General features: G+C 43.4%; 21 protein-coding genes. 11 read left to right on the top strand and 10 right to left on the bottom strand.

Annotated features, from left to right (window positions below):
- Window positions 1-81: 81 nt before the first annotated feature.
- The 3 genes from ACVW2L_RS16845 to ACVW2L_RS16835 all read right to left on the bottom strand — a co-directional run bounded on the left by ACVW2L_RS16845 (window position 82) and on the right by ACVW2L_RS16835 (window position 4223).
- Window positions 82-1005, bottom strand: coding sequence for an RraA family protein (locus ACVW2L_RS16845; RefSeq protein WP_457129116.1), 924 nt, complete (start codon window positions 1003-1005; stop codon window positions 82-84).
- A 24-nt stretch (window positions 1006-1029) separates the two neighbouring features.
- Window positions 1030-2676 carry a hypothetical protein gene (locus tag ACVW2L_RS16840; protein WP_457129115.1) on the bottom strand — a complete coding sequence of 549 codons (1647 nt, stop codon included), beginning with the start codon at window positions 2674-2676 and terminating at the stop codon, window positions 1030-1032.
- Window positions 2677-2828: 152 nt separating this feature from the next.
- Window positions 2829-4223 (bottom strand): cupin domain-containing protein, encoded by a 1395-nt coding sequence (locus ACVW2L_RS16835; protein ID WP_457129114.1) that lies wholly within the window; start codon window positions 4221-4223, stop codon window positions 2829-2831.
- Window positions 4224-4585: 362 nt separating this feature from the next.
- Here ACVW2L_RS16835 and ACVW2L_RS16830 point away from each other — a divergent pair, with 362 nt between their 5' ends.
- Window positions 4586-5143 carry a helix-turn-helix domain-containing protein gene (locus ACVW2L_RS16830; protein ID WP_457129113.1) on the top strand — a complete coding sequence of 186 codons (558 nt, stop codon included), beginning with the start codon at window positions 4586-4588 and terminating at the stop codon, window positions 5141-5143.
- Here the strand turns inward: ACVW2L_RS16830 and ACVW2L_RS16825 are convergent.
- The 4 genes from ACVW2L_RS16825 to ACVW2L_RS16810 form a co-directional block, all read right to left on the bottom strand.
- Window positions 5118-6431, bottom strand: coding sequence for an MFS transporter (locus ACVW2L_RS16825; protein ID WP_457129112.1), 1314 nt, complete (start codon window positions 6429-6431; stop codon window positions 5118-5120). The two genes, ACVW2L_RS16830 and ACVW2L_RS16825, sit on opposite strands and share 26 nt — an antisense overlap.
- A gap of 117 nt (window positions 6432-6548) precedes the next feature.
- Window positions 6549-7562: an AraD1 family protein gene (gene araD1, locus ACVW2L_RS16820; protein WP_457129111.1), complete on the bottom strand. Its 1014-nt coding sequence runs from the start codon at window positions 7560-7562 to the stop codon at window positions 6549-6551.
- A gap of 9 nt (window positions 7563-7571) precedes the next feature.
- Complete coding sequence (locus ACVW2L_RS16815) at window positions 7572-8348, bottom strand: SDR family NAD(P)-dependent oxidoreductase (protein WP_457129110.1); 777 nt, start codon at window positions 8346-8348, stop codon at window positions 7572-7574.
- Entirely contained in the window at window positions 8349-9518 is a 1170-nt protein-coding gene (locus tag ACVW2L_RS16810) for an enolase C-terminal domain-like protein (protein WP_457129109.1), read from the bottom strand. It abuts the gene before it with no gap.
- A gap of 321 nt (window positions 9519-9839) precedes the next feature.
- Here ACVW2L_RS16810 and ACVW2L_RS16805 point away from each other — a divergent pair, with 321 nt between their 5' ends.
- The 6 genes from ACVW2L_RS16805 (at window position 9840) to ACVW2L_RS16780 (ending at window position 14232) form a co-directional block, all read left to right on the top strand.
- On the top strand, window positions 9840-10202 hold the full coding sequence (locus ACVW2L_RS16805) for a TM2 domain-containing protein (protein WP_457129108.1): 363 nt from the start codon (window positions 9840-9842) through the stop codon (window positions 10200-10202).
- 301 nt (window positions 10203-10503) lie between these two features.
- Window positions 10504-11601 (top strand): Nif3-like dinuclear metal center hexameric protein, encoded by a 1098-nt coding sequence (locus ACVW2L_RS16800; RefSeq protein ID WP_457129107.1) that lies wholly within the window; start codon window positions 10504-10506, stop codon window positions 11599-11601.
- On the top strand, window positions 11601-12350 hold the full coding sequence (locus tag ACVW2L_RS16795; RefSeq protein WP_457129106.1) for a zinc ribbon domain-containing protein: 750 nt from the start codon (window positions 11601-11603) through the stop codon (window positions 12348-12350). The genes ACVW2L_RS16800 and ACVW2L_RS16795 overlap by 1 nt, the downstream gene beginning before the upstream one ends.
- A gap of 134 nt (window positions 12351-12484) precedes the next feature.
- Window positions 12485-12964: a GNAT family N-acetyltransferase gene (locus ACVW2L_RS16790; protein WP_457129105.1), complete on the top strand. Its 480-nt coding sequence runs from the start codon at window positions 12485-12487 to the stop codon at window positions 12962-12964.
- A gap of 242 nt (window positions 12965-13206) precedes the next feature.
- On the top strand, window positions 13207-13680 hold the full coding sequence (locus tag ACVW2L_RS16785) for a ribonuclease H-like YkuK family protein (protein ID WP_457129104.1): 474 nt from the start codon (window positions 13207-13209) through the stop codon (window positions 13678-13680).
- Between the two features lie 72 nt (window positions 13681-13752).
- On the top strand, window positions 13753-14232 hold the full coding sequence (locus ACVW2L_RS16780; protein WP_457129103.1) for an SRPBCC family protein: 480 nt from the start codon (window positions 13753-13755) through the stop codon (window positions 14230-14232).
- A gap of 6 nt (window positions 14233-14238) precedes the next feature.
- Here the strand turns inward: ACVW2L_RS16780 and ACVW2L_RS16775 are convergent, their stop codons facing one another.
- The 3 genes from ACVW2L_RS16775 to ACVW2L_RS16765 form a co-directional block, all read right to left on the bottom strand.
- Window positions 14239-14571, bottom strand: a complete 333-nt coding sequence (locus ACVW2L_RS16775; protein WP_457129102.1) for an MGMT family protein — start codon at window positions 14569-14571, stop codon at window positions 14239-14241.
- A 3-nt stretch (window positions 14572-14574) separates the two neighbouring features.
- A complete protein-coding gene (trmB, locus tag ACVW2L_RS16770; protein ID WP_457129101.1) occupies window positions 14575-15225 on the bottom strand; it encodes a tRNA (guanosine(46)-N7)-methyltransferase TrmB in 651 nt (216 codons plus the stop codon).
- 99 nt (window positions 15226-15324) lie between these two features.
- Window positions 15325-16134, bottom strand: a complete 810-nt coding sequence (locus ACVW2L_RS16765; protein ID WP_457129100.1) for an SDR family oxidoreductase — start codon at window positions 16132-16134, stop codon at window positions 15325-15327.
- A gap of 243 nt (window positions 16135-16377) precedes the next feature.
- On the opposite strand from ACVW2L_RS16765, the gene ACVW2L_RS16760 reads away from it, so the two are divergent.
- The 4 genes from ACVW2L_RS16760 (at window position 16378) to ACVW2L_RS16745 (ending at window position 19916) form a co-directional block, all read left to right on the top strand.
- Window positions 16378-17178: a shikimate dehydrogenase family protein gene (locus tag ACVW2L_RS16760; RefSeq protein ID WP_457129099.1), complete on the top strand. Its 801-nt coding sequence runs from the start codon at window positions 16378-16380 to the stop codon at window positions 17176-17178.
- Window positions 17151-17771: a gliding motility lipoprotein GldD gene (gene gldD, locus ACVW2L_RS16755; protein ID WP_457129098.1), complete on the top strand. Its 621-nt coding sequence runs from the start codon at window positions 17151-17153 to the stop codon at window positions 17769-17771. The genes ACVW2L_RS16760 and gldD overlap by 28 nt, the downstream gene beginning before the upstream one ends.
- A 179-nt stretch (window positions 17772-17950) precedes the next feature.
- Window positions 17951-18589 (top strand): MBL fold metallo-hydrolase, encoded by a 639-nt coding sequence (locus ACVW2L_RS16750; RefSeq protein ID WP_457129097.1) that lies wholly within the window; start codon window positions 17951-17953, stop codon window positions 18587-18589.
- A gap of 112 nt (window positions 18590-18701) precedes the next feature.
- Window positions 18702-19916: an FtsX-like permease family protein gene (locus tag ACVW2L_RS16745; protein WP_457129096.1), complete on the top strand. Its 1215-nt coding sequence runs from the start codon at window positions 18702-18704 to the stop codon at window positions 19914-19916.
- The last annotated feature ends 3 nt before the right edge of the window (window positions 19917-19919 follow it).

Genomic DNA, 19919 nt, shown 5'->3' with positions numbered 1-19919 from the left:
TTAAACGCGCGGCTATAACACACCCCTCCACCCCTCTCAAGAGGGGAATCACACTGCCCTCCGCTTATTATCTGCAAGGTACTACCAGGTCCGCTTACTCATCATTTTATCCACCTCGGCACGGGTCATTTTACCCAGTTCAGGGTGGCCGGCCAGCCAGGTAACAAAATCTGCTTTTATAACGTCTGTCCACTGGCTGTCAATTTCGCCGGTGCTGTATTTGCCGGTACGTACCATTTCAAAACCAAACTGGTCCTTCCGTACCACAAATTCGCCAGTGCTCACTACCTCTTCGGCCATGTGTGCGGGGATGAATAATACACCCTCTTTTTGCACCAACACCAAATCGCCGGGTAATACCATCACATCGCCAATACGGATAGGGGTGTTCAATCCCATTAACACCATATCTTCGGTAAACGATGGGTGGAAATCGCGCACCAATGCGCTAAAGCCCTGCATGTGGCTTATCTCCTGCAAATCGCGGGCGGCACCGTCAAACACAACGCCATTGCCAGATTTTGCGAAGATGGAATTGGCCAGGGTTGAACCCATAATACCACCGCCACTAATTTTGCCAAAAGCATCGGCAACGTACAGGTCTCCTTTAACCAAAACATCAATGGGCCACGAGTTGGTGTTGCCCTTACGGCCCTGTTTTGCGCCACGCTCCTTTATGTTCTTTTCTATATCCGGGCGACTTGGCATGTACATGGCAGTTACTGCGCGGCCAGTCATGGTGATATCGCTGCTGCGTTTAAAGTTACCTTCGTACTGATGTAAATAGCCCGCGTTTTTTAAAACCGTCCAGGCATCGTCAATCATAATGGTTTTGGCGCGTTCCAGCAACGCATCAGGTAATTTCGGCCTTCCATCCGGAAAACGTTCGCCTTTCCACTCGGAGGTAAGGAAAAGCATTTCCTCTTTTGAAATAGTTTGCGCCAGCGTAGTTTTAACTGTAGCAATACAAACCAGCAGTAGTAGTATTATCCCTCTTCTTTTCATCTTTTCAATAGTGTATTTGTGTTATTAAAATTTAAAATTGTCTGAGTTATTCATCATTATATTAGACACAGCCTCTATACCTAAACGTTCTTTTAGTTGAGTTAGGTACAAGCTTTTTGGCGCAACGTGTTTGTCTAATGATTCTATATAACCTCTTGGTTTTGTAAGATCCTGCAAGGGCGCGTTATAGATAACCGATGCCGTACCGATATGACCGAAAGAGTAGTTTTTTGCCGTTGGCGGACTTTGGATCAGGAAATCGCCCTCGCAGTTCCACATCACAATGTTGGCACCTGCCCAACCTATGATGTAATCCCAGAAACGGGCGGTTAAAGGCGCTTTTACGTTATCATAAAGCACACCGTTAGCCCAGTGATTGTGTGGTTCGCTGGTTGAGTAAGGGTTTACGGCCTTGCAATCTAAAAACACATTGCCGCTTGCTTCCTGCGCTTGCAATACAAACGAGTGTCTGCCTTTTTGGGAGAAGCAGCGCTGTACTAAAGCCAATTGGCCTTGCAAGTGGTAAATAAACCTACGGGCACCCTGGCGCACAGATACCGGCTCCCATGATTCTATGTCCTGAATAGTTACCCATTTGGTGCCTGCATTGGTTTGCACAACACTATTAACAAAGTGATAAGCCGCCATGCTGCGTACCCATACGTTTTTGGCGTTAGATATGGTCACCAGGTTTCTGTAATGATTCTCATCAGAAAAATACTCTTCACCTTTATAAGCCGCGGTAGGTTTGTTATCGGGTCTGTCCATGTTGTAATATTGAGCAGTACGTACAGTAGGATTATATTCTGATATGCCGCGCAGGTTCTCAACAGCCACGTTCTCAATGCGGCCATCATCGTATTTAACTACATCGCCGCCACCCCATTGGGTTTCAATAGCAGTAAAGATGGGTGCATCAACACTGATGATATTTCCAGTTACAGCAGTTATAACACGATCATAAGTAATTGTAAACGGCCTCCACTTTTTGCCGTTGCCGACTGCTGCACTGTCTACACCAAGTTCTTTTATCCATTCCTGGTTGCCGTAACGCCTAACCAAAACCTTATCGCCTACCTTAAAACCTTTGGCAGATGCTACGTTTAGTGAACGTGCGCCAACCGGTACGTATTTATCGGTAACCAATTGTTTGGTGGCTTCCTGTACAGTTATACCTTTTTCGCCGGCAAGGTTGATCAATGATGAACCTGCATTCCCGGCAGGGCGTGGGGTAACCGTTCTGCCAAACAGGATAGTGCCTATCTCTGTTGAGCCCTCGCCGCGCAATACAACGCCTGATGCTTTTATAGTCAGCGGTTTATCCAACGGATAAGTACCTTGTTTTAAAAGCACCGCGCCGCGGAAGCCCTGTGCATCCAAAGGCATGGCTGATACTTTATCAATAGCTGCCTGTATAACAACAGAGCAATCGCCTACTACGGGCCAAACAGTTACTTTATTAGGCACATAAGGTAGGCCAACTCCACCGCCTTTGTAACCAGCGTTTGAAAAATCGGGGATCTTGTTACCTAAACTATCGGCAGCATAAACTAATTTGCCGTCCATGCCCGGATAAACCATTGATGTATATGGCGGAATGTCTTGCGCTTGGCCCAGCATAATGCCGGCACACAGCGCAAATAAAGTAGCAGCGTAAAATTTAATTTTCATAACAGGTTATTATTCTTATTGGTTTAGCCGGTTATTGGTAGCCGGTTATTGGTTTTATATCAACTGTTTTAGCCAACAAGTGTGCTATACACCTTTGGGCTAAAACAACATGAACCGGCCTTGCAGCCGGTTCATGTTGTTACTAAGTATTGTTATTTTATCTTAACGTTATCGTCGCCTATAACGTCATAACCGCGCCATTTGTATGTTTTGGCAAGTGCTACAGCTGCAGGCCAGGCAGTGCCCACGTGCTCTTTACTGGCTACCCATTTCATACGGTTAGCTTCTGTATCAAATGATAACTGCAACTGGTAACTGTAATCGGTTGTCTCGCCCCCAATTTTTTTCTCAGTAGCTTCAGCGTATATTCTAATCAACTTTGATTCTAAATATCCTACCTGCTTCCTCATAGCCGGTACGTAAATATTGGTATACATTTTTTCAAAGGCTGCGGCATTCTTTTGCTCAACTACAAAGTCCATTTGCAGCAACATAGCTTGAGGGCCCGCCGCAATTGTGGGTGCCACTACAGGTGCAGTTACACCGGCACCCGGAGTGCCCATTCCTACAAGAGCACCAGCAGCGCCACCTTCAAGTGAACCCGTAGGGCGACCAGGGCCTCCCTGACCACCCGGTGCACCAGGACCGCCACCGCCAAATGCTCTTGCCTGAGGAACCAAGGTAGCTTTATCTACAGCTATACTTACAACTAATAGTTCCAGATCCGTGGTTCCGTTATTGGCAATGGTTACTTTTTCGTTAAGCAAACCACAAAACGCGTCGTCTTGTCCAATTGGCAAAGTTTTGCCGCTTAGATCAACAGAGCCTGAGCCATTTACTACGTAATAAATGTCTTCAAAGCCTTGCATGGTGCGTGCGCCCATTGTAGTACCTGCCGGAATAAGAACGTGGTCAACATTGTTCCAATTAGTTTGGAAAACATCTGGGCTGAATATGCGGCGTGATGTTACACCCGTACCTGTATAGCTCGGGTTATTACCGCGCAGTTTGTCGCGATCTAACCTGCCGGAAACAAACTGAGGAATTGCATCAAGCGGTGTAGTGCCCGGTAAGCGTGGATCGCCCAGGTTAAATACGCCGCCGTTGTTGCCTCTGGTTTTACCAACACCAAAGTTTAACCATTTAACGGTTTTGCCTGATGTATTGTACATGCCGTGAGCATCGCCCAGTTTACATGGAACCAGCGCAGGGGCTTTTATTAAAGATGTACGGCCATTAATGGTAAATTCTGCTTCGCCCTCCAGCAATACATACATTTCTTCCATGCTATGGTGAAAATGCTCGCCTATACTTGAGTTGGCATTCATTACACCTGCATGCAGGTACATAAGATTGGTGCTTACATCGCGGCCGCCAAATAATTGGGTAAAGGCCATAGTGCCTGCGCCATCGTGTATTTTGGGTTGTGATCTTAACTTGGATGGATCGTTTTTAACAACACGGGATGCAGACACCGGCGGGCCACCCGGTTGGGCATTAACGGCAATAGTTGTAAACGCGAAAAACAGAAATAATAATCTTTTCATGGTTTTATATAATTGGTTGACTAATATACTTGGTTATTTTAAAAAAATGCCTTTCACGATGGCAAGAGATAAAAAAACAATAAGAGTTTATAATAAATTTGGTTTAAAAGATCGCTTTAGTGCAAACGTTTTCCGTCGTTTTTATACTAAATGCCTAAGTACAAATATAAATCTATACTCCACTTATGAAAGAGCAAAACTGTAACATATTTGTCACCTGCTAACTAAGGCATTAGCTATGGCTTGTGTGGGGATGGTTACTATCGCCTTATCTTAAATTATCAGGCCAAAATAGGTAGTAATTATTATAAAATAAGTTAACTATTTTTGCGGCTACAACCAGCCAGCATAACAATTTATTAATGGAAGAATATACGGCAGATAAGAGTTTCAATATAGGTGACAGGATCCGCATATTGCGAGTAACGCAAAAACGAACTTTACAAGAGCTTGCCGATAATTGCGGGATGTCTAAAAGCATGATCTCAAAAATTGAGAATAACAAAACAATGCCCTCTGTTGCTACATTGGTAAAAATTGCCCAGAGCCTTGGTACCACCATATCTAATTTAATGGAGAAGGATGGCTGGGCAAAAGCCATTGTCACCACACGTGCCGAAGCAGAAAGCAAATTAATGTTTACTGAAAAAGGTTATTCTATTTTTCCATACGCGTCTGAGTATCATGAGAAAAAGATGCAGCCTTTTTTGTTTGTTGCCAAAAAAGGCGAGGTTAAATCGCACCAGTTATCGCACGATGGTGAGGAGTTCATTTTTGTTATTGATGGCGAGATGAAAATGAAGGTGGGCGATGCCGAATACACGCTAAGAAAAGGCGACAGCCTTTATTTCAACACCATACAAAAGCATGGCATAGTACCCATTTCTGATGTTGTTACCTACCTGGATATTTTTGTTTAAGGTTTTTCTCTTCGTTAATTGTGGCGGCGTAGGCCTCCAGTTCCTTATTCCTGGTGATTGGCCCCATTAACAGCCATATTACCAGTAAGCCAATAACAGCTATGCCGCCGTACATAAAAAGCAGGTAATTATAGCCTTGGGTTACATTCCCTTTTCCAAAAACATCCAGCGTAATACCAGATAGCGACTGGAACAACGCCCCGCCCAAGCCCGTGCCTACACAACCAATGCCCCACACCGTTGCAGATGAGGTTGCCGGTACAACATCAGGCGGGCAAGCCAATGTATTTGCAGTATAAGAGGTATAGCCAAAACCTGCCAACCCAAATATGATGAGGGCCGACATAGGCGAGGTAATAACAAATGGCGCGCTAAGCAGCGAAACGCCCATTATACCTGCCGACAAACAAACCGACAGCTTGCGGGCCTTGTGGATAGGCATGCCTTGTTTAATAATAAATTGCGTAAAGTAGCCGCCCGCAACGTTGCCTATATCGGCAATAATAAACGGAATGGTAGCGTACCAGCCAATTTGCTTTAAGCTCCAGTGATGCACATCAACCATGTACCGGCCCAGCCAAAAGGTAACAAAGTACCAAACCGGATCAAGAAAAAACTTGGCGATGATAAACGTGATAACAAACCGGGATTTTAGCAGCTTGCCCGCGGGAATGGTTTTTAGTTTGGGTTGATTAACCTCTTGTTTTGGCGTATAATAAATAAACCAGAATACAACTAACCATAAATAACCAAATGCTGCCAGGATGATAAAGGTGGTTTGCCAGCTATATAATATGCTTAAATAAGCAACAAGCGGCGGCACAATAATGGCCCCTAAAGCAGCGCCGCTGTTAAATATTCCCGATGCTGTGGAGCGCTCCGCTGGCGGGAACCATTCGCTGGTTAGCTTTACCCCGGCGGGCCAGTTTCCGGCTTCGCCTATCCCCAAAAAAAACCGTACAATGCCAAACTGTAATGGCGTTCTCACAAAAGCGTGGCACAGGCCCGCGGTTGTCCAAAACGCCATGCATAACGAGTAGCCCAAACGTGTGCCCAGCCTGTCAATAACAAAGCCCGAGAAAGCGTTTGAGATCATATAAGCAATGAAGAAAGCAGTACCTAAATAACCAAATGCGTTGTCGGGGATCAGTTCGCGCAGTGGGCCATCTGCGCTTAAATAGGTAAATGATAGGCGATGAACATAATTTAAAACGGTCGCCAAAAACGCCATACCGATCATGATCCAGCGCATTTTTAACGGCTTTGGGTACAGCAGTGAGGTTTCCATTTTGGTTTATTTAGGCAATAACGACCTTCTTCGCTCCAAGCAGGGCGACAAAAGATTGATTTATAATTGGTATAAACCCGCATCCCTCTTCTCACGGCGGGATGCGGGTAGCAAACTTTAAAGTGAACGAACGGGAACTAATTCCTCTTTTTCATCCACAGTTTTAATGTAATTTTTTAAAGCGCGGCCCATGCCATCCCACTGCACCAGCATTTCATCGTCCTGCTGCAGCAACACGCCTTTGCCAAAACTGAACTGACCTGTACCAAAGTAATGTACATGCGCCTGCAACGGCACACGGTGACCTTCGTATTTAAACTGATGATATTCGAGATTAGCCAGGTTATGCGCCATGGCTGCTTCGCCGGTTTTAATGTTTTTTGCCTCCCACAAGATCTTTCCGTTACGGCTTACGATAACGTTGCCTGTCAGGTCAGAAAAATCATCGGTTATAACCAGCTCCGGGCCAATTGCACTTTGCCGCAATTTTGATGGTGCCAGGTACAGGTAGTTCTTCTTTTCCATAACGTGGTCTGAGAACTCGTTGCCGGTGCAAAAGCCTATTCTGTAAGGATTACCCTTGCGATCAATTATATAGGCGCCGGCAACTTCGGGCTCTTCACCGCCATCATTGCCATATGCGGGCACTTCAAGCGAATCGCCGTGCGCTTTTAAAGCAGAACCATTGCCTTTATAAAACCATTCTGGCTGAATGCCTGGCTTGTCTCCGTTGGCAATGCCGCCATCAACACCCCACCAGTACATCACCATGCTATCTGTAGGTTTTTGATCTGCCGACTCGTGCATGGCCTGGCGGTTTGCCGCGCTGTTTTTATGCGTTAGGCCTGTGCCCGATATCATACACTCCAAAACATTGGTAGGATGGTCAAAAGCAGGCAGCAGTTTCCACTCGCCTTTGCCTTCGTAAATCTCGTCGTAATTAAGCCTCTTATCAGTAAGGTTATCGGCAATTAACCGGGTAATGGTTTTGCCGGTATCTATAGCCGCCAATGCCAGGTTGTAAACCGAGTCAAATTTATCAATGATTTGCAGGTTGGGTTCCTGAACCAACGCAATACATCTTACCGAGGTATTTTTGAGCTGTACTAAGCGTGTTGTGTTTTTTTCCATGCCGCTAATTTACTGAGCTATCCAGCCACCATCAATAGAAAACATGCTTCCGGTAACAAAACTTGATGCGGGGCTTGAAAGATATAGGGCTAATCCACCAATTTCATAGGGTTCTGCCCAGCGGCCAATAGGTATTTTAGCCATAAAAGCCTGGTACTTTTCAGGATCATTTAGCAATGGCAAATTCAATTCGGTAGCAAAAGGGCCCGGCAGCAACGCGTTTACGTTAATGCCATCCTTTGCCAGTTCCATGGCCAGGGCGCGGGTAAGTTGTATCACAGCCCCTTTGGCAGTTGCATAAGGCGTTCTTTCGGCCATAGCGGTTACGGATAGCATAGAACCCAGGTTGATAATACGACCATAGCCGTTTTTACGCATAGACGGTATAACCTCTTTAGATGCCAGCCATGCTCCGGTAACATTTACCTGCTGCACATGGATAAAATCATCCAAAGAAATATCTTCAATTTTACCACGGATGTTAATCCCTGCCGAATTGATAAGTATATCAATTTTACCAAAGTGCTGTAAAACCGCGCTAACCGTCTGTTTTACACTCGCCTCGCTGGTAACATCGCAAACCTGCGTTATGCAATCTACATTAAAATCTGCTTTTATAATGGCTAAAGCCGCGTTGTTAACCGCTTCATCGCGCGCGGCAATAGCAATGCTGGCACCGGCCTCGGCCAATGCTTGTGCCATGGCCAAACCCAGGCCGCGGTTACCGCCAATTATTAAAGCTGTTTTGCCTGTAAGGTCAAATTGTTCTAGTATGCTGTGTTCCACTTATTCTATAATGTTAAAATTTTCAAGTCCCTCGGTTTTCAGGGTGAGGCCCATACCTGGTTTGTTATCATCCAGCTGCAATTTGCCATTTTCGGCAACGGCCTCACCGTCAAAAATATACCAAAACATTTCGTTGCCCACCTCAATTTCGGTTTGCGGGAAATACTCTGCCATAGGCGATGCAAACGAGCTCATTACCACATGCAGGTTATGCATTTGTCCGCCATGCGGGATAACCTCAACCCCGTTCATATAAGCTAATGTGCATATTTTATGCGCTTCGGTAAAGCCACCCACGCGATTGGTATCAAACTGGAAAATATCTAAAGCGTCTGCCTTGATCAGATCATAAAAACCGAAACGGGTGTACTCATGCTCTCCCCCTGATAAGGGGATATCAGTATAGTTTTTCAGCTTTGCAAAATTGTGGATCTCATCCGGCAGTAGCATTTCTTCAATCCAGCGCAGGTTAAACGGCTCCAGCTCTTTAAGCAATTGCCTTGAGTAGTTAAAGTTGAAGCCCATATAGCACTCCAGCATGATCTCTACATCATCGCCAACAGTTTCGCGCACCTTTCTAACCATTTCTACATTTTTCTTTAACCCGGCATTGCCGTCAGTTAAAGGATAGCCACAACGTAGTTTCATACCGGTAAAACCTTCGGCTTTATAATTCGCAGCCTCCTGTTGTAGCTGGTCCAGATTTCGGGTGTATAAACGGCTGTAATAAGTTGGGATGTATTCTTTAGTACGGCCGCCTAAAAGCATAAAAACAGGCTGTTTAGCAGCCTGCCCTTTAATATCCCATAACGCAATGTCAATAGCGCTTATGGCGGCTATTACGGAGCCTTTGCGACCGTAAGCAACAGATGAACGGTACATTTTTTCGTACAAGTACTCGTTGTTAAGCGGGTTCTCGCCAATTAACAGCGATTTGAACTTACTGTCTATGATGAGCTTGGTAACATCCGGACTTAAGCCCGCATTGCCATAGCCTATTAAACCATTATCGGTTTCTACTTCAACAACCAGCCAGCTAAAAAAGCGGTAAGCTGCCTGCGCATCTACCTGAAAAGGCAATAAACTAACCGGCGTTGCAAAAACAGTATCCGTTGTCTTTACAGGGCCTTTCCATTGGTAAAGCTTGGTACGTATTGATGTAATCTTCATTTAAAAAAATGTAAAACGATCTTAATCAGCGAGAATAAACCACATTGCAAATTGGTAAACAATGTTGAACAAACATAAAAGAAAATCTTTTCTGCAAAGAAATTATTATACGTTTTTACTGAAATTTTATTTGGAGAGTAATTGAAGCGGATTTACGCGCATTTTTCACCGATGAGCCAGCTTCACATAACAATTTCACCGCTGCAATTTGGCTGTTTACCGAGATGTTTAATAAGCTAACCTATTTTGTTTACACTGTTTTTAAATTGTATCTTACTTTTGATTCAACAAATAAAAACAACAAAACTAAAACATACTAACATGGACTTTTACAGCAACCCTTACATGTCAATGCCTGGCGTAACAAGCGAAGAGCTTACCTTTTTGCAACAAGCAACTGCCGAGCTAAATGAAAATCAGAAAAAGCATTTTTACCTGATATATACAGGCAAACGCAAAAGTGCACAGGATATATTAATATTTACCCTGATCGGCTTTTTCGGTGTAGCCGGTATACAGCGCTTTTTAGTAGGGCAAATAGGCATGGGCATACTTTACTTCTTTACAGGCGGCCTTTGTTTTATAGGTACCATTGTAGACCTGGTAAACCACAAACAATTAGCAACAGATTTTAACCGCAAAATGGCTTACGAGAGTTTCCAGATAGCCAAAATGAGTGTATAATACTTAACCTGAAAACCACCATGAAAACACAATACAAACAATCAACTCAAACTTTGTTATCAAATTTTGACAAACAACTTAAGAGCATTTTATTGAATGATCTTAACACGATAAAAGGCAAATCAGCCAGAATAAAATAAGGATAGCATAGATATCTATCCCCAAAAGGATCAAAGCAAGGTAAGCAGTGGTAAACGTAAGGTTAGGGCCACAGAAAATATTACCGCTGTTTTGATCCTTTGTTGTTTTGCCGGCGTGAGTATTTTAAAACATCGCGCCACATTGCTACCTTAGAGCAATTATGAAACTATCGCAACTTACTGCATACCTGGAAAGCCTGGCCCCGCTGGCTTACCAGGAAGATTACGATAATGCAGGCCTTATAGTGGGCCATCCCGATCAGGAAATACACCAGGCGCTTATATCGCTTGATTGTATCGAAGCCGTTGTTGATGAGGCTATCGCCACGGGCTGTCAGCTCATCATATCGCACCACCCAATTGTTTTTAAAGGGCTAAAGAAATTTAATGGCAAAACCTATGTGGAGCGCGTTGTAGAAAAAGCTATTCGCAATAACATAGCCCTGTACGCCATACACACCAATCTGGATAATATACATACCGGCGTTAACGCGCGTATTTGTCAAACATTAGGATTGCAAAACTGCCATATACTGGCACCTAAACACGGTCTGCTTAAAAAATTGGTTACTTACGTGCCCGATGAGCATGCCGAGCGCGTGCGCAATGCCTTGTTTCATGCCGGAGCAGGAAATATTGGAGATTACAGCGAATGCAGCTTTAGCAGCGCCGGAAGCGGCACCTTCAAAGGCGGCGATGATACCAACCCCTACGTTGGCGAGCCCGGCGAGCGACATACAGAAAGCGAAGTGAAAGTAGAAACCGTTTACCCCGCCAATTTAGAAAGCAAGATACTAATGGCCCTGGTTTTAGCGCATCCTTACGAAGAGGTGGCTTATGATCTGTATATGCTAACCAACCAGCATCAGCAGGTAGGATCAGGTATGGTAGGCGAGTTGGAGATGCCAATGGATGAAGAAAAGTTTTTGTTTTTAGTGAAAGACAAACTGGGGGCACAAATTATAAGGCATACGGCACTGCGCCATAAAACGGTAAAAAAAGTGGCGATTTGCGGCGGTGCCGGGGGCTTTCTACTTAAGCAGGCTATAGCAACAGGAGCGGATTTTTTTATCACCGCCGATTATAAATATCATGAGTTTTTTGACGCAGATGGAAGGATCGTTATCGCGGATGTGGGACACTTTGAAAGTGAGCAATTTACACAGCAACTATTGTTGGAAATAATTCAGAAAAAATTTAGTAACTTTGCCGTCCGTTTAACAGAAACAAATACAAACCCTGTCAAATATTATATTTAATGGAACAAACCGTAGAACAAAAGCTTAAAGCTTTATACGAACTTCAAACCATCCACACAAAAATTGATAAGATGCGCCAGGTAAGGGGCGAGCTTCCTATGGAGGTTGCCGACCTTGAGGATGACGTTGCCGGTTTGGAAACACGCATTCAAAAAATAAAAAGTGAGCTGGATGATCTTGAGGATGATATAGTTACCCGCAAAAACGTTATTCGCGATGCGCAAGCCAACATCAAAAAATATGAGGTTCAGCTAAACGAGGTTAAAAATAACCGCGAGTATGACGCTATCTCAAAAGAAATTGAGATACAAGGCCTTGACATACAGGTAAGCGAAAAGAAGATCAGAGAATTTGGATTTGAGATTGCATCAAAAACCCAGGTTTATGAGAAAGCTTTAGCAGACCTTGATGCCCGCAAAGCAGATCTGGATGCAAAAAAAGCAGAATTAGATACTATTACATCTGAAACTGAAAAAGAAGAAACAGAGCTTATTGCGTTAGCAGATAAAGCTATCCCCAATATTGAAGACCGTTTATTATTTGCTTATAACCGTTTGCGTAAAAACGCTAAAAATGGTTTAGCTGTAGTAACTATTCAGCGCGATTCGTGCTCAGGTTGTTTTAACCAGATCCCGCCACAACGCCAGTCTGATATCCGCCAGCGTAAAAAGATCATTGTGTGCGAGCATTGCGGTCGTATATTGATTGACGAGCAGATAGCGCTTGAAGCAGAAGAAGCAACAGTATAAGCTGTTAATAATTTTTACAAAAAAGGCGATGGGTGAAAACTTATCGCCTTTTTTGTTTACTGTTGATAAACCTTTTAGCTTTAAACACGCTTTATTTATATTTTTCATCATCAATTAAAGCACTAACAACAGCGATGAACCTAACACGCGTTAAACGAACCACCAGTGATGATCCGGATTTTAAGGCTTTAGTAAAAGAGCTGGATAAAGACCTACGTATTATTAACGGCGAAGTTATGGATGTTTATGATCAGCATAACATAATTGAAGCTATAGAGACTGTTATAATAATTTATTTAGATAATGAGCCTGTAGCTTGCGGCTGCTTCAAACAATATGCCGGCGATACCATCGAAATAAAGAGAATGTATGTAAAGCCGCACGCCCGGGGCATGGGCTTAAGTAAAACAACGTTATTACAGCTGGAAGAATGGGCCAAAGAATTAGGCTTTACTTGCAGCCTGCTTGAAACAGGCGCCAGGCAAACTGAAGCGTTGGGTCTTTATAACAAGGTGGGTTATGTGCAAATACCTAAATATGAGCCATACGTTGATCTGCCCGATAGCATTTGTTTTAGAAAGTACTTACAAGCAATAGCTACACCACAATACTAATGTCTTAAACGCTAAACGCCGCGACCAGCGGGCAACATAACAACGCGCCTTTTACTCTCCTGGCGATTTTCCAATACTGTAGCCGCTGCGTATCTTACTATTTACTTACTGCCATAAACTGTTGATATTTAGCAGTATGTTAACAAATAAATGATAGTTTGTTGATGTTAATGTGGATTGTAATGCCTTATTTTTATAAACCTCAATCCAAGGTTTCACAAAGTCTAATAAAATTATCTTTTATGACCTGGAGAAAATTTAGCGGCGAGATCATCCAATTGCCCATTATTGAAGAAGTAGAAGCCGCTATTGAGCGCGAAACCCAATTAGGCAACAAGCTAAAAGTCTGTATCGGCACCGATTCGCAAGTGAAAGGCACCGTAACCGATTTTGCCACTGTTATTGTTTTTTTACGCGAGGCCAGGGGCGGTTTTATGTTTATACACCAGGAACGCACCAGCCAAAAAATGAGCATAAAGGAGCGTATGCTATCTGAGGTGCAAAAATCAATTGACACCGCCTACAGCCTTTGCGACCTGCTCGACCTTTACGATGTTGACCTGGAAGTGCACGCCGATATTAACACCAACCCGATGTTTAAATCAAACCAGGCCCTGCACGAAGCTATGGGCTACATTTTAAGCATGGGCTTTGTGTTTAAGGCCAAACCCGAAGCATTTGCCAGTTCGTACTGCGCTAATAAAATGGTGCAGTAGTCTTATTTAAACTTATTCCATTTAAATTGCCAACTAAGGCATTAGTGGCTGAGTTTTTGTGCACTTTGCAGCGTGAAAACATACCACCTAAAATTTGAGCAGAAACTTCCGATTCCATTAGCCGAGACCTGGGATTTTTTTACATCGCCTATTAATCTCGCTAAGATCACCCCACCGCAGATGGGCTTTACCGTCACATCAGTTTATGCAGCCGATGACCGGATTTATCCCGGTATGATAATTACCTATAAGGTGTCGCCGCTGTTAGGCATCAAACTTAACTGGATGACAGAGATAACCCAGGTAAAAGAGCATCAATACTTTGTAGATGAGCAACGCGTTGGCCCCTACGCTTTATGGCACCACGAACACCATTTTAAAGAAATTAAAGGCGGTGTGAACATGACGGATATCTTAAATTATGCAGTTCCGTATGGGTTTATAGGCACTTTGGCCAACAAAATACTGGTGAGAAAAGAGATAGACAAAATTTTCAATTATCGCGAGAAAGCGATCAACGAGTTGTTTGGGGTATATAAGGAGCGCGAATAAGTTTGCTTATAAAGCAAGCTCAATAGCTGGGTCCCAAAAGACAGTTTTAAAATCCTGCACCTGGTCGTCTTTTACCTTTACGCCCTCGGCTTCTAAAAGCTGTTGCATGGTATCGCCGCCGAAATGAAATTTTGCTGTTAATAAACCCTGCCTGTTTACCACACGATGAGCGGGCACAGATGGACTTGCCGTTCCGGCGGCCTGCATGGCATAACCAACTATGCGCGATGAGCCTTTGGTACCCAGATAGCTGGCAATTGCCCCATACGACGTGACACGACCAGCCGGTATCTGACGGGCTACATCATATACGTTATCAAAAAAACCGTAATCAGGCATCAGTTACTGAAAGGAAAATTTAAGGTAGTTAATATTTTTGTTATGCGCTAAATATTTTTTTTCGTAGTAGGTTTTTATAGACAAAACCTCGTCGGCAAACTCAGAAGTATAGAGATCATTTGTGTTAATATGCAGTTTCAACATCAACTCCGCTATCTTCTCGGCGGTATAGGCGTAAAAGCCGTCGTTATCCGTTTTAAGGTTGATCGCGCCGCCGGGTTTGAGTACTTCACGGTATTGATCTAAAAACCTCGGCGATGTAAGCCGTTTCTTCTCGCGGCTTAACTGTGGCTGCGGATCAGGGAAGGTGATCCAGATCTCGTCTATCTCGCCTGTTGCAAAGTAATCTATCAGGTTTTCTATCTGTATACGCAAAAATGCAACGTTGTTAACACCTTCTTCCAATGCCGTTTTGGCGCCCCGCCAAATGCGATTGCCTTTGTAATCAACCCCAATGAAATTTTTGTCAGGAAAAAGTTGTGCAAGGTTAACAGTGTACTCTCCCTTTCCGCAGGCCAGCTCCAGTACAACAGGATTGTTGTTCTTAAAAAATGCTTTAGCCCAAATGCCTTTTAATGGCTTGCCCTTATCCAGCTGAAAAACGTTGCTGAAATCTTCTATCTCAGCAAATCGCCTGAGTTTGTCTTTTCCCATGCTCCTCTAAATCTCCCCGGTAGGAGAGACTTTGATTAATAATTTATTATTTACTCTTTGCCTATCAAGCCCTCCCTTCCGGGGAGGGTTGGGTGGGGCCTACTTTATCCCGTAATGATCAGCCATTAACTTTTCAAACAAGCCACCTGGTAGTGCTTTTTTAAGCGTTACGGCAATGGTTTGTCCAATGGCACCCACCAAATACTGATGCGATGGGCTCGACTTGGCCACAATTTTAACCAGCTGCTTACCTATAGCTTCCGGATCAGAGCCTGCGGCTTCATCCTTTTCCATGCTGGCAACGGCAACGTCATACTGGCTTTTTAAAGAGGCATTGTTTACCGTAAAGGCAATTTTCTCGCGGTTACTGCTAAAGTCTGATTTAAAGTCGCCGGGGTTAATGGTTACAATTTTAATCCCGGTTTTAACCAGCTCCATGCGCATACTTTCAGAATATCCCTCAATAGCATATTTTGATGCACTGTACATACTTTGGTAGGGCAAGCCAAATAAACCGCCTAACGAACTGATGTTTACCACAGTGCCTGCATTTTTTTTCAGCATTTCTGGTATCACTTTGCTGCACATGCGTACCACGCCAAAAAAGTTAACTTCAAATTGTTGCTTAGCCTTATCAACGGGCATAGCGTAAGCCGGGCCGGCAATGCCGTTGCCGGCGTTGTTTACTAATACATCAATCTTACCTTCAGCTTTAATTATTGAAGCTACTGCTGCTTCAGCAGATTCGTCGCTGGTAACATCCAGTTCAATTAACTTAAAAGGGACGGTTTTAGCTTTCGCTATATTACGTGTGGTACCATAAACAATATGGCCCGCATTGTACAGGGCAGTAGCGCTGGCCAGGCCAATACCTGATGATGCGCCCGTAACCAAAATAACTTTACTCATTGGGATGTTGATGTTTAGTGGCCAAATATATTCATTTTTAGTTTGCAGTGGGCAGTAAGCAGCAGGCAGCGACAATAATTTTGCAGCAGGCGTATGCTGCAGGCAGTAGCAGGAATAACAAGCTTGCGGTAGCCAGAACTTTGTTTGAATATTAATTGAACATGGCTGAAGCCAATTAACTTTATACTGCAAACGGCATGCTGCCAACTGGATACTCCAAACTAAAATCCGTAATATTACGGCATGAAATATTACGGATTGATAGGCTATCCGCTATCTCACTCATTCTCAAAAAAATATTTTGCTGAAAAATTCAAACAGGAAAATATTACCGATGCTGTTTATGATAACTATCCTTTAGAGGACATTAAAGATCTGCAGGACCTGCTTGACGATAACCCCGAGCTTCGCGGCTTAAACGTTACTGTTCCGCATAAAAAGAATGTACTGCGTTATCTGGACTGGATAGAGCACGATGCCCGGAAAGCCGGCGCAGTAAACTGCCTGCGCATTAAAAAGGAAAGCCCCGTTTTAGCTGCTTTCTCTGGCGAGGTGGGCGTAAAAGATCACGATTTCAGGCTGGAGGGGTATAATACCGATCTTTACGGGTTTGAAATGTCATTAAAGCCGCTGCTTAAACGGCATCATGATACCGCACTGATATTAGGCGACGGTGGCGCGGCCCAGGCTGTTAAATGTATATTAGAAAATTTGGAGATTCCCTTTAGGGTGGTTACCCGCAAAGCGCAGGGCAGCAATATATTGTTTAAAGACCTAAAGCCGCAGCATATTAAAAACCATAAGCTGATCATCAACACCACCCCATTAGGAACGTATCCCAATGTTGATGAGTTTCCGCCTATACCTTATGAAGCAATTACAGAGGATCACTTATTGTACGACTTGATCTATAACCCGGAAGAAACGGTTTTTTTAAAAAATGGGCGAGAGCAAGGCGCTGCAACGAAAAACGGCTATGAAATGCTGCTTTTGCAAGCCGAAAAATCATGGGAGATATGGAACTCGGAGGAGAAGCATCCGTGAGGTGGCCTTTTTTGATATTAGTTATTATGCTTTTTATTGCTGCCTGCAGCGGGGAGGTCGACTATACGCCTAAGCCACGTGGCTACTACAGGATAAATTTCCCCGAACGGAGCTATCAGCAATACGTTTCCAACAATCCCTTTACTTATGATTACCCTAAGTACGCCACAATGGAACGGGATTCGTTATCGCGATCCACAGGAAAGTTAATAAACATGCAAACCTTGTTGAATATGCAGTTCCCGCAGTTTAACGCAACTTTGCACCTTAGTTACGAGACCATCCCCAACAAAAAAATATTTGATGAACTGGTAGAAGATGCGCATAAATTCGCCTTTAAACATACCGTTAAGGCAACCAGCATTGATGAAGCGGTTATTCGCTACCCCGAGCGCAAGGTTTATGGTATTTACTACACAATTGATGGCAATGCGGCATCGTCTGTACAATTCTATTTGACAGACAGCGTTAAAAACTATTTAAGAGGCGCATTGTATTTTAATAGTGAGCCACGGCTTGATTCTATACAGCCTGTGCTCAATTTTGTTAAGCAGGATGTGGACAGGATGATAAAGAGTTTTAAATGGAAATGATGCAAGGATTTCGAATTTCGAATGTTCGATTTCGGATTTATTTATTTCCGGCAAGCTGCGATTGGCAAACTAAATAAAATCAAACCCCAAATAAAGATGCGATGATTCGACAAATTCGAAATTGAACATCCGAAATCCGAAATTAAAGTAAATCTAAAATCTTAATTCGTAAATCCCCTATGGCTGCTATAGAGATATTCCCCAACAACCCCTTCGAAGAAAATACATACGTATTATACGATGAGACCAATGAGTGCGTGATAATTGACCCCGGCATGTATACGGCATCTGAGCAAAACGCAGTGGTTAACTTTATTAAGGACAATGCCCTAACGCCCGTTGCGCTGCTTAATACCCATTGCCACATTGACCATGTATTGGGTAACAAACTGGTGTTTGATCTGTACGGGTTAAAGCCCCAGTTTCACCACGGCGAATTGGAAGTGCTTGAAGCGGTTGTTGCCTACGCCCCACAGTTTGGTTTGCGTTATGAAGCATCGCCAGTGCCGAATGAGTTTTTGACCGAAGAAGGTTGGGTGATTTTTGGGAATGCTTCTTTACAGCTTATTTTTTGTCCCGGCCATTCGCCTGCACACCTTTGTTTTTACGATGAAAAAGCTAACCAACTTATTGGTGGCGATGTTTTATTCAGGGGCAGCATAGGCCGCACAGACCTGCCCGGCGGCAATCATGAGCAATTACTCACCAACATCCGCCAGAAACTATTTATCCTGCCCGAAGATTGCGTTGTTTATCCCGGCCACGGCCCCGAAACCACTATTGGTTTTGAAAAACAATACAACCCGTTTTTTTCTTAGCCGATAGGGTTGTATGTTGTGCGTTATAAGTTGTAGGTTTAACCTTGGTTAACTAAACGTTTTTACAGCATTACATACAACTTACAACCTGTAACATACAACACACACTAAATTGAACACCTCTATTTACATAGCTAAGCGGTATCTTTTTTCAAAAAAGAAGATGCACGCCATTAATATCATTTCGGGTGTTTCAATGGTAGGGGTTTTTATAGGTAGTGCTACGCTTTTCGTCATCCTTTCTGCATTTAATGGCTTGGAGGACGTTATTTTGAAACTCTACAGCAATTTTACACCCGAACTAAAAATAGAAGCGAGTTTGGGTAAAACCTTTAATCCGGAAACCCCTTATTTTAACGCGTTAAAAAAAGACAAGCGGATCTTCTCCTACACCGAAGCACTGGAAGAGAAGGGTATGGTGCGCTATCGCGATAAAGCCTTTATTGCCAATATAAAGGGCATGAGCGATGACTTTTTGAAGAACTCAAACCTTGACAGCGCTATACAAGATGGGGGCTTTGTTTTAAAGGCAGGAGATAAGCAATTTGCCGTAATTGGTACTGCGGTACAAGCCAGTTTATCTGTTAACGTGCATGATGAAATGACACCGATGGTCATCTATTCGCCAACAGGTTCAGTAAACCCAATGGAGGCGTTTAAGCAAGCCTATATTTATCCTTCGGGCGTATTTTCTATACAGCAGGAGTTTGATAATATTGTTGTGGTTTCACTTGATTTTGCACGCGACTTGTTAGGCGAGCCTAACCAGGTCTCATCGCTGGAGCTCACTTTTAAACAAGGCGCTGATATTGATAAGATACAAGAAGAAATACAGGAGAAACTGGGGAATGCTTTTACTGTGAAGAATCGTAAACAGCAAAATGTTGAGCTTTATAAAACACTGAATTTTGAGCGATGGTCTATATTTATGATCTTAACCTTTGTGCTGATAGTGGCTATTTTTAATATAATTGGCACGTTAACTATGCTGGTTATGGATAAAAGGCAGGATATAGCCATTTTAACCAGTATTGGCGCAGATAAAAGTTTGATACAGCGGATTTTCTTTTTTGAAGGAATGATGATATCCATGACAGGCTGCATAGCGGGGCTTGCTGTAGGGCTTATATTTTGTTTGCTGCAACAACATTATGGTTTTATAAGAATGAGCGAAAACGTGGCGCTTATAGATGGCTACCCTATTAAGATATCTGCAGTAGATTTTATACTAGTATTATTTACCGTAAGCGTTATTTCGATAATAGCATCGGCAATTAGTGCCCGTTTAAGTGTTAAAGGATTAGACGATATCAAACACGATTTGTAAATT

Source organism: Mucilaginibacter sp. HD30, from assembly GCF_054061755.1.
This window is presented reverse-complemented; position numbering and strand designations above follow the sequence as displayed.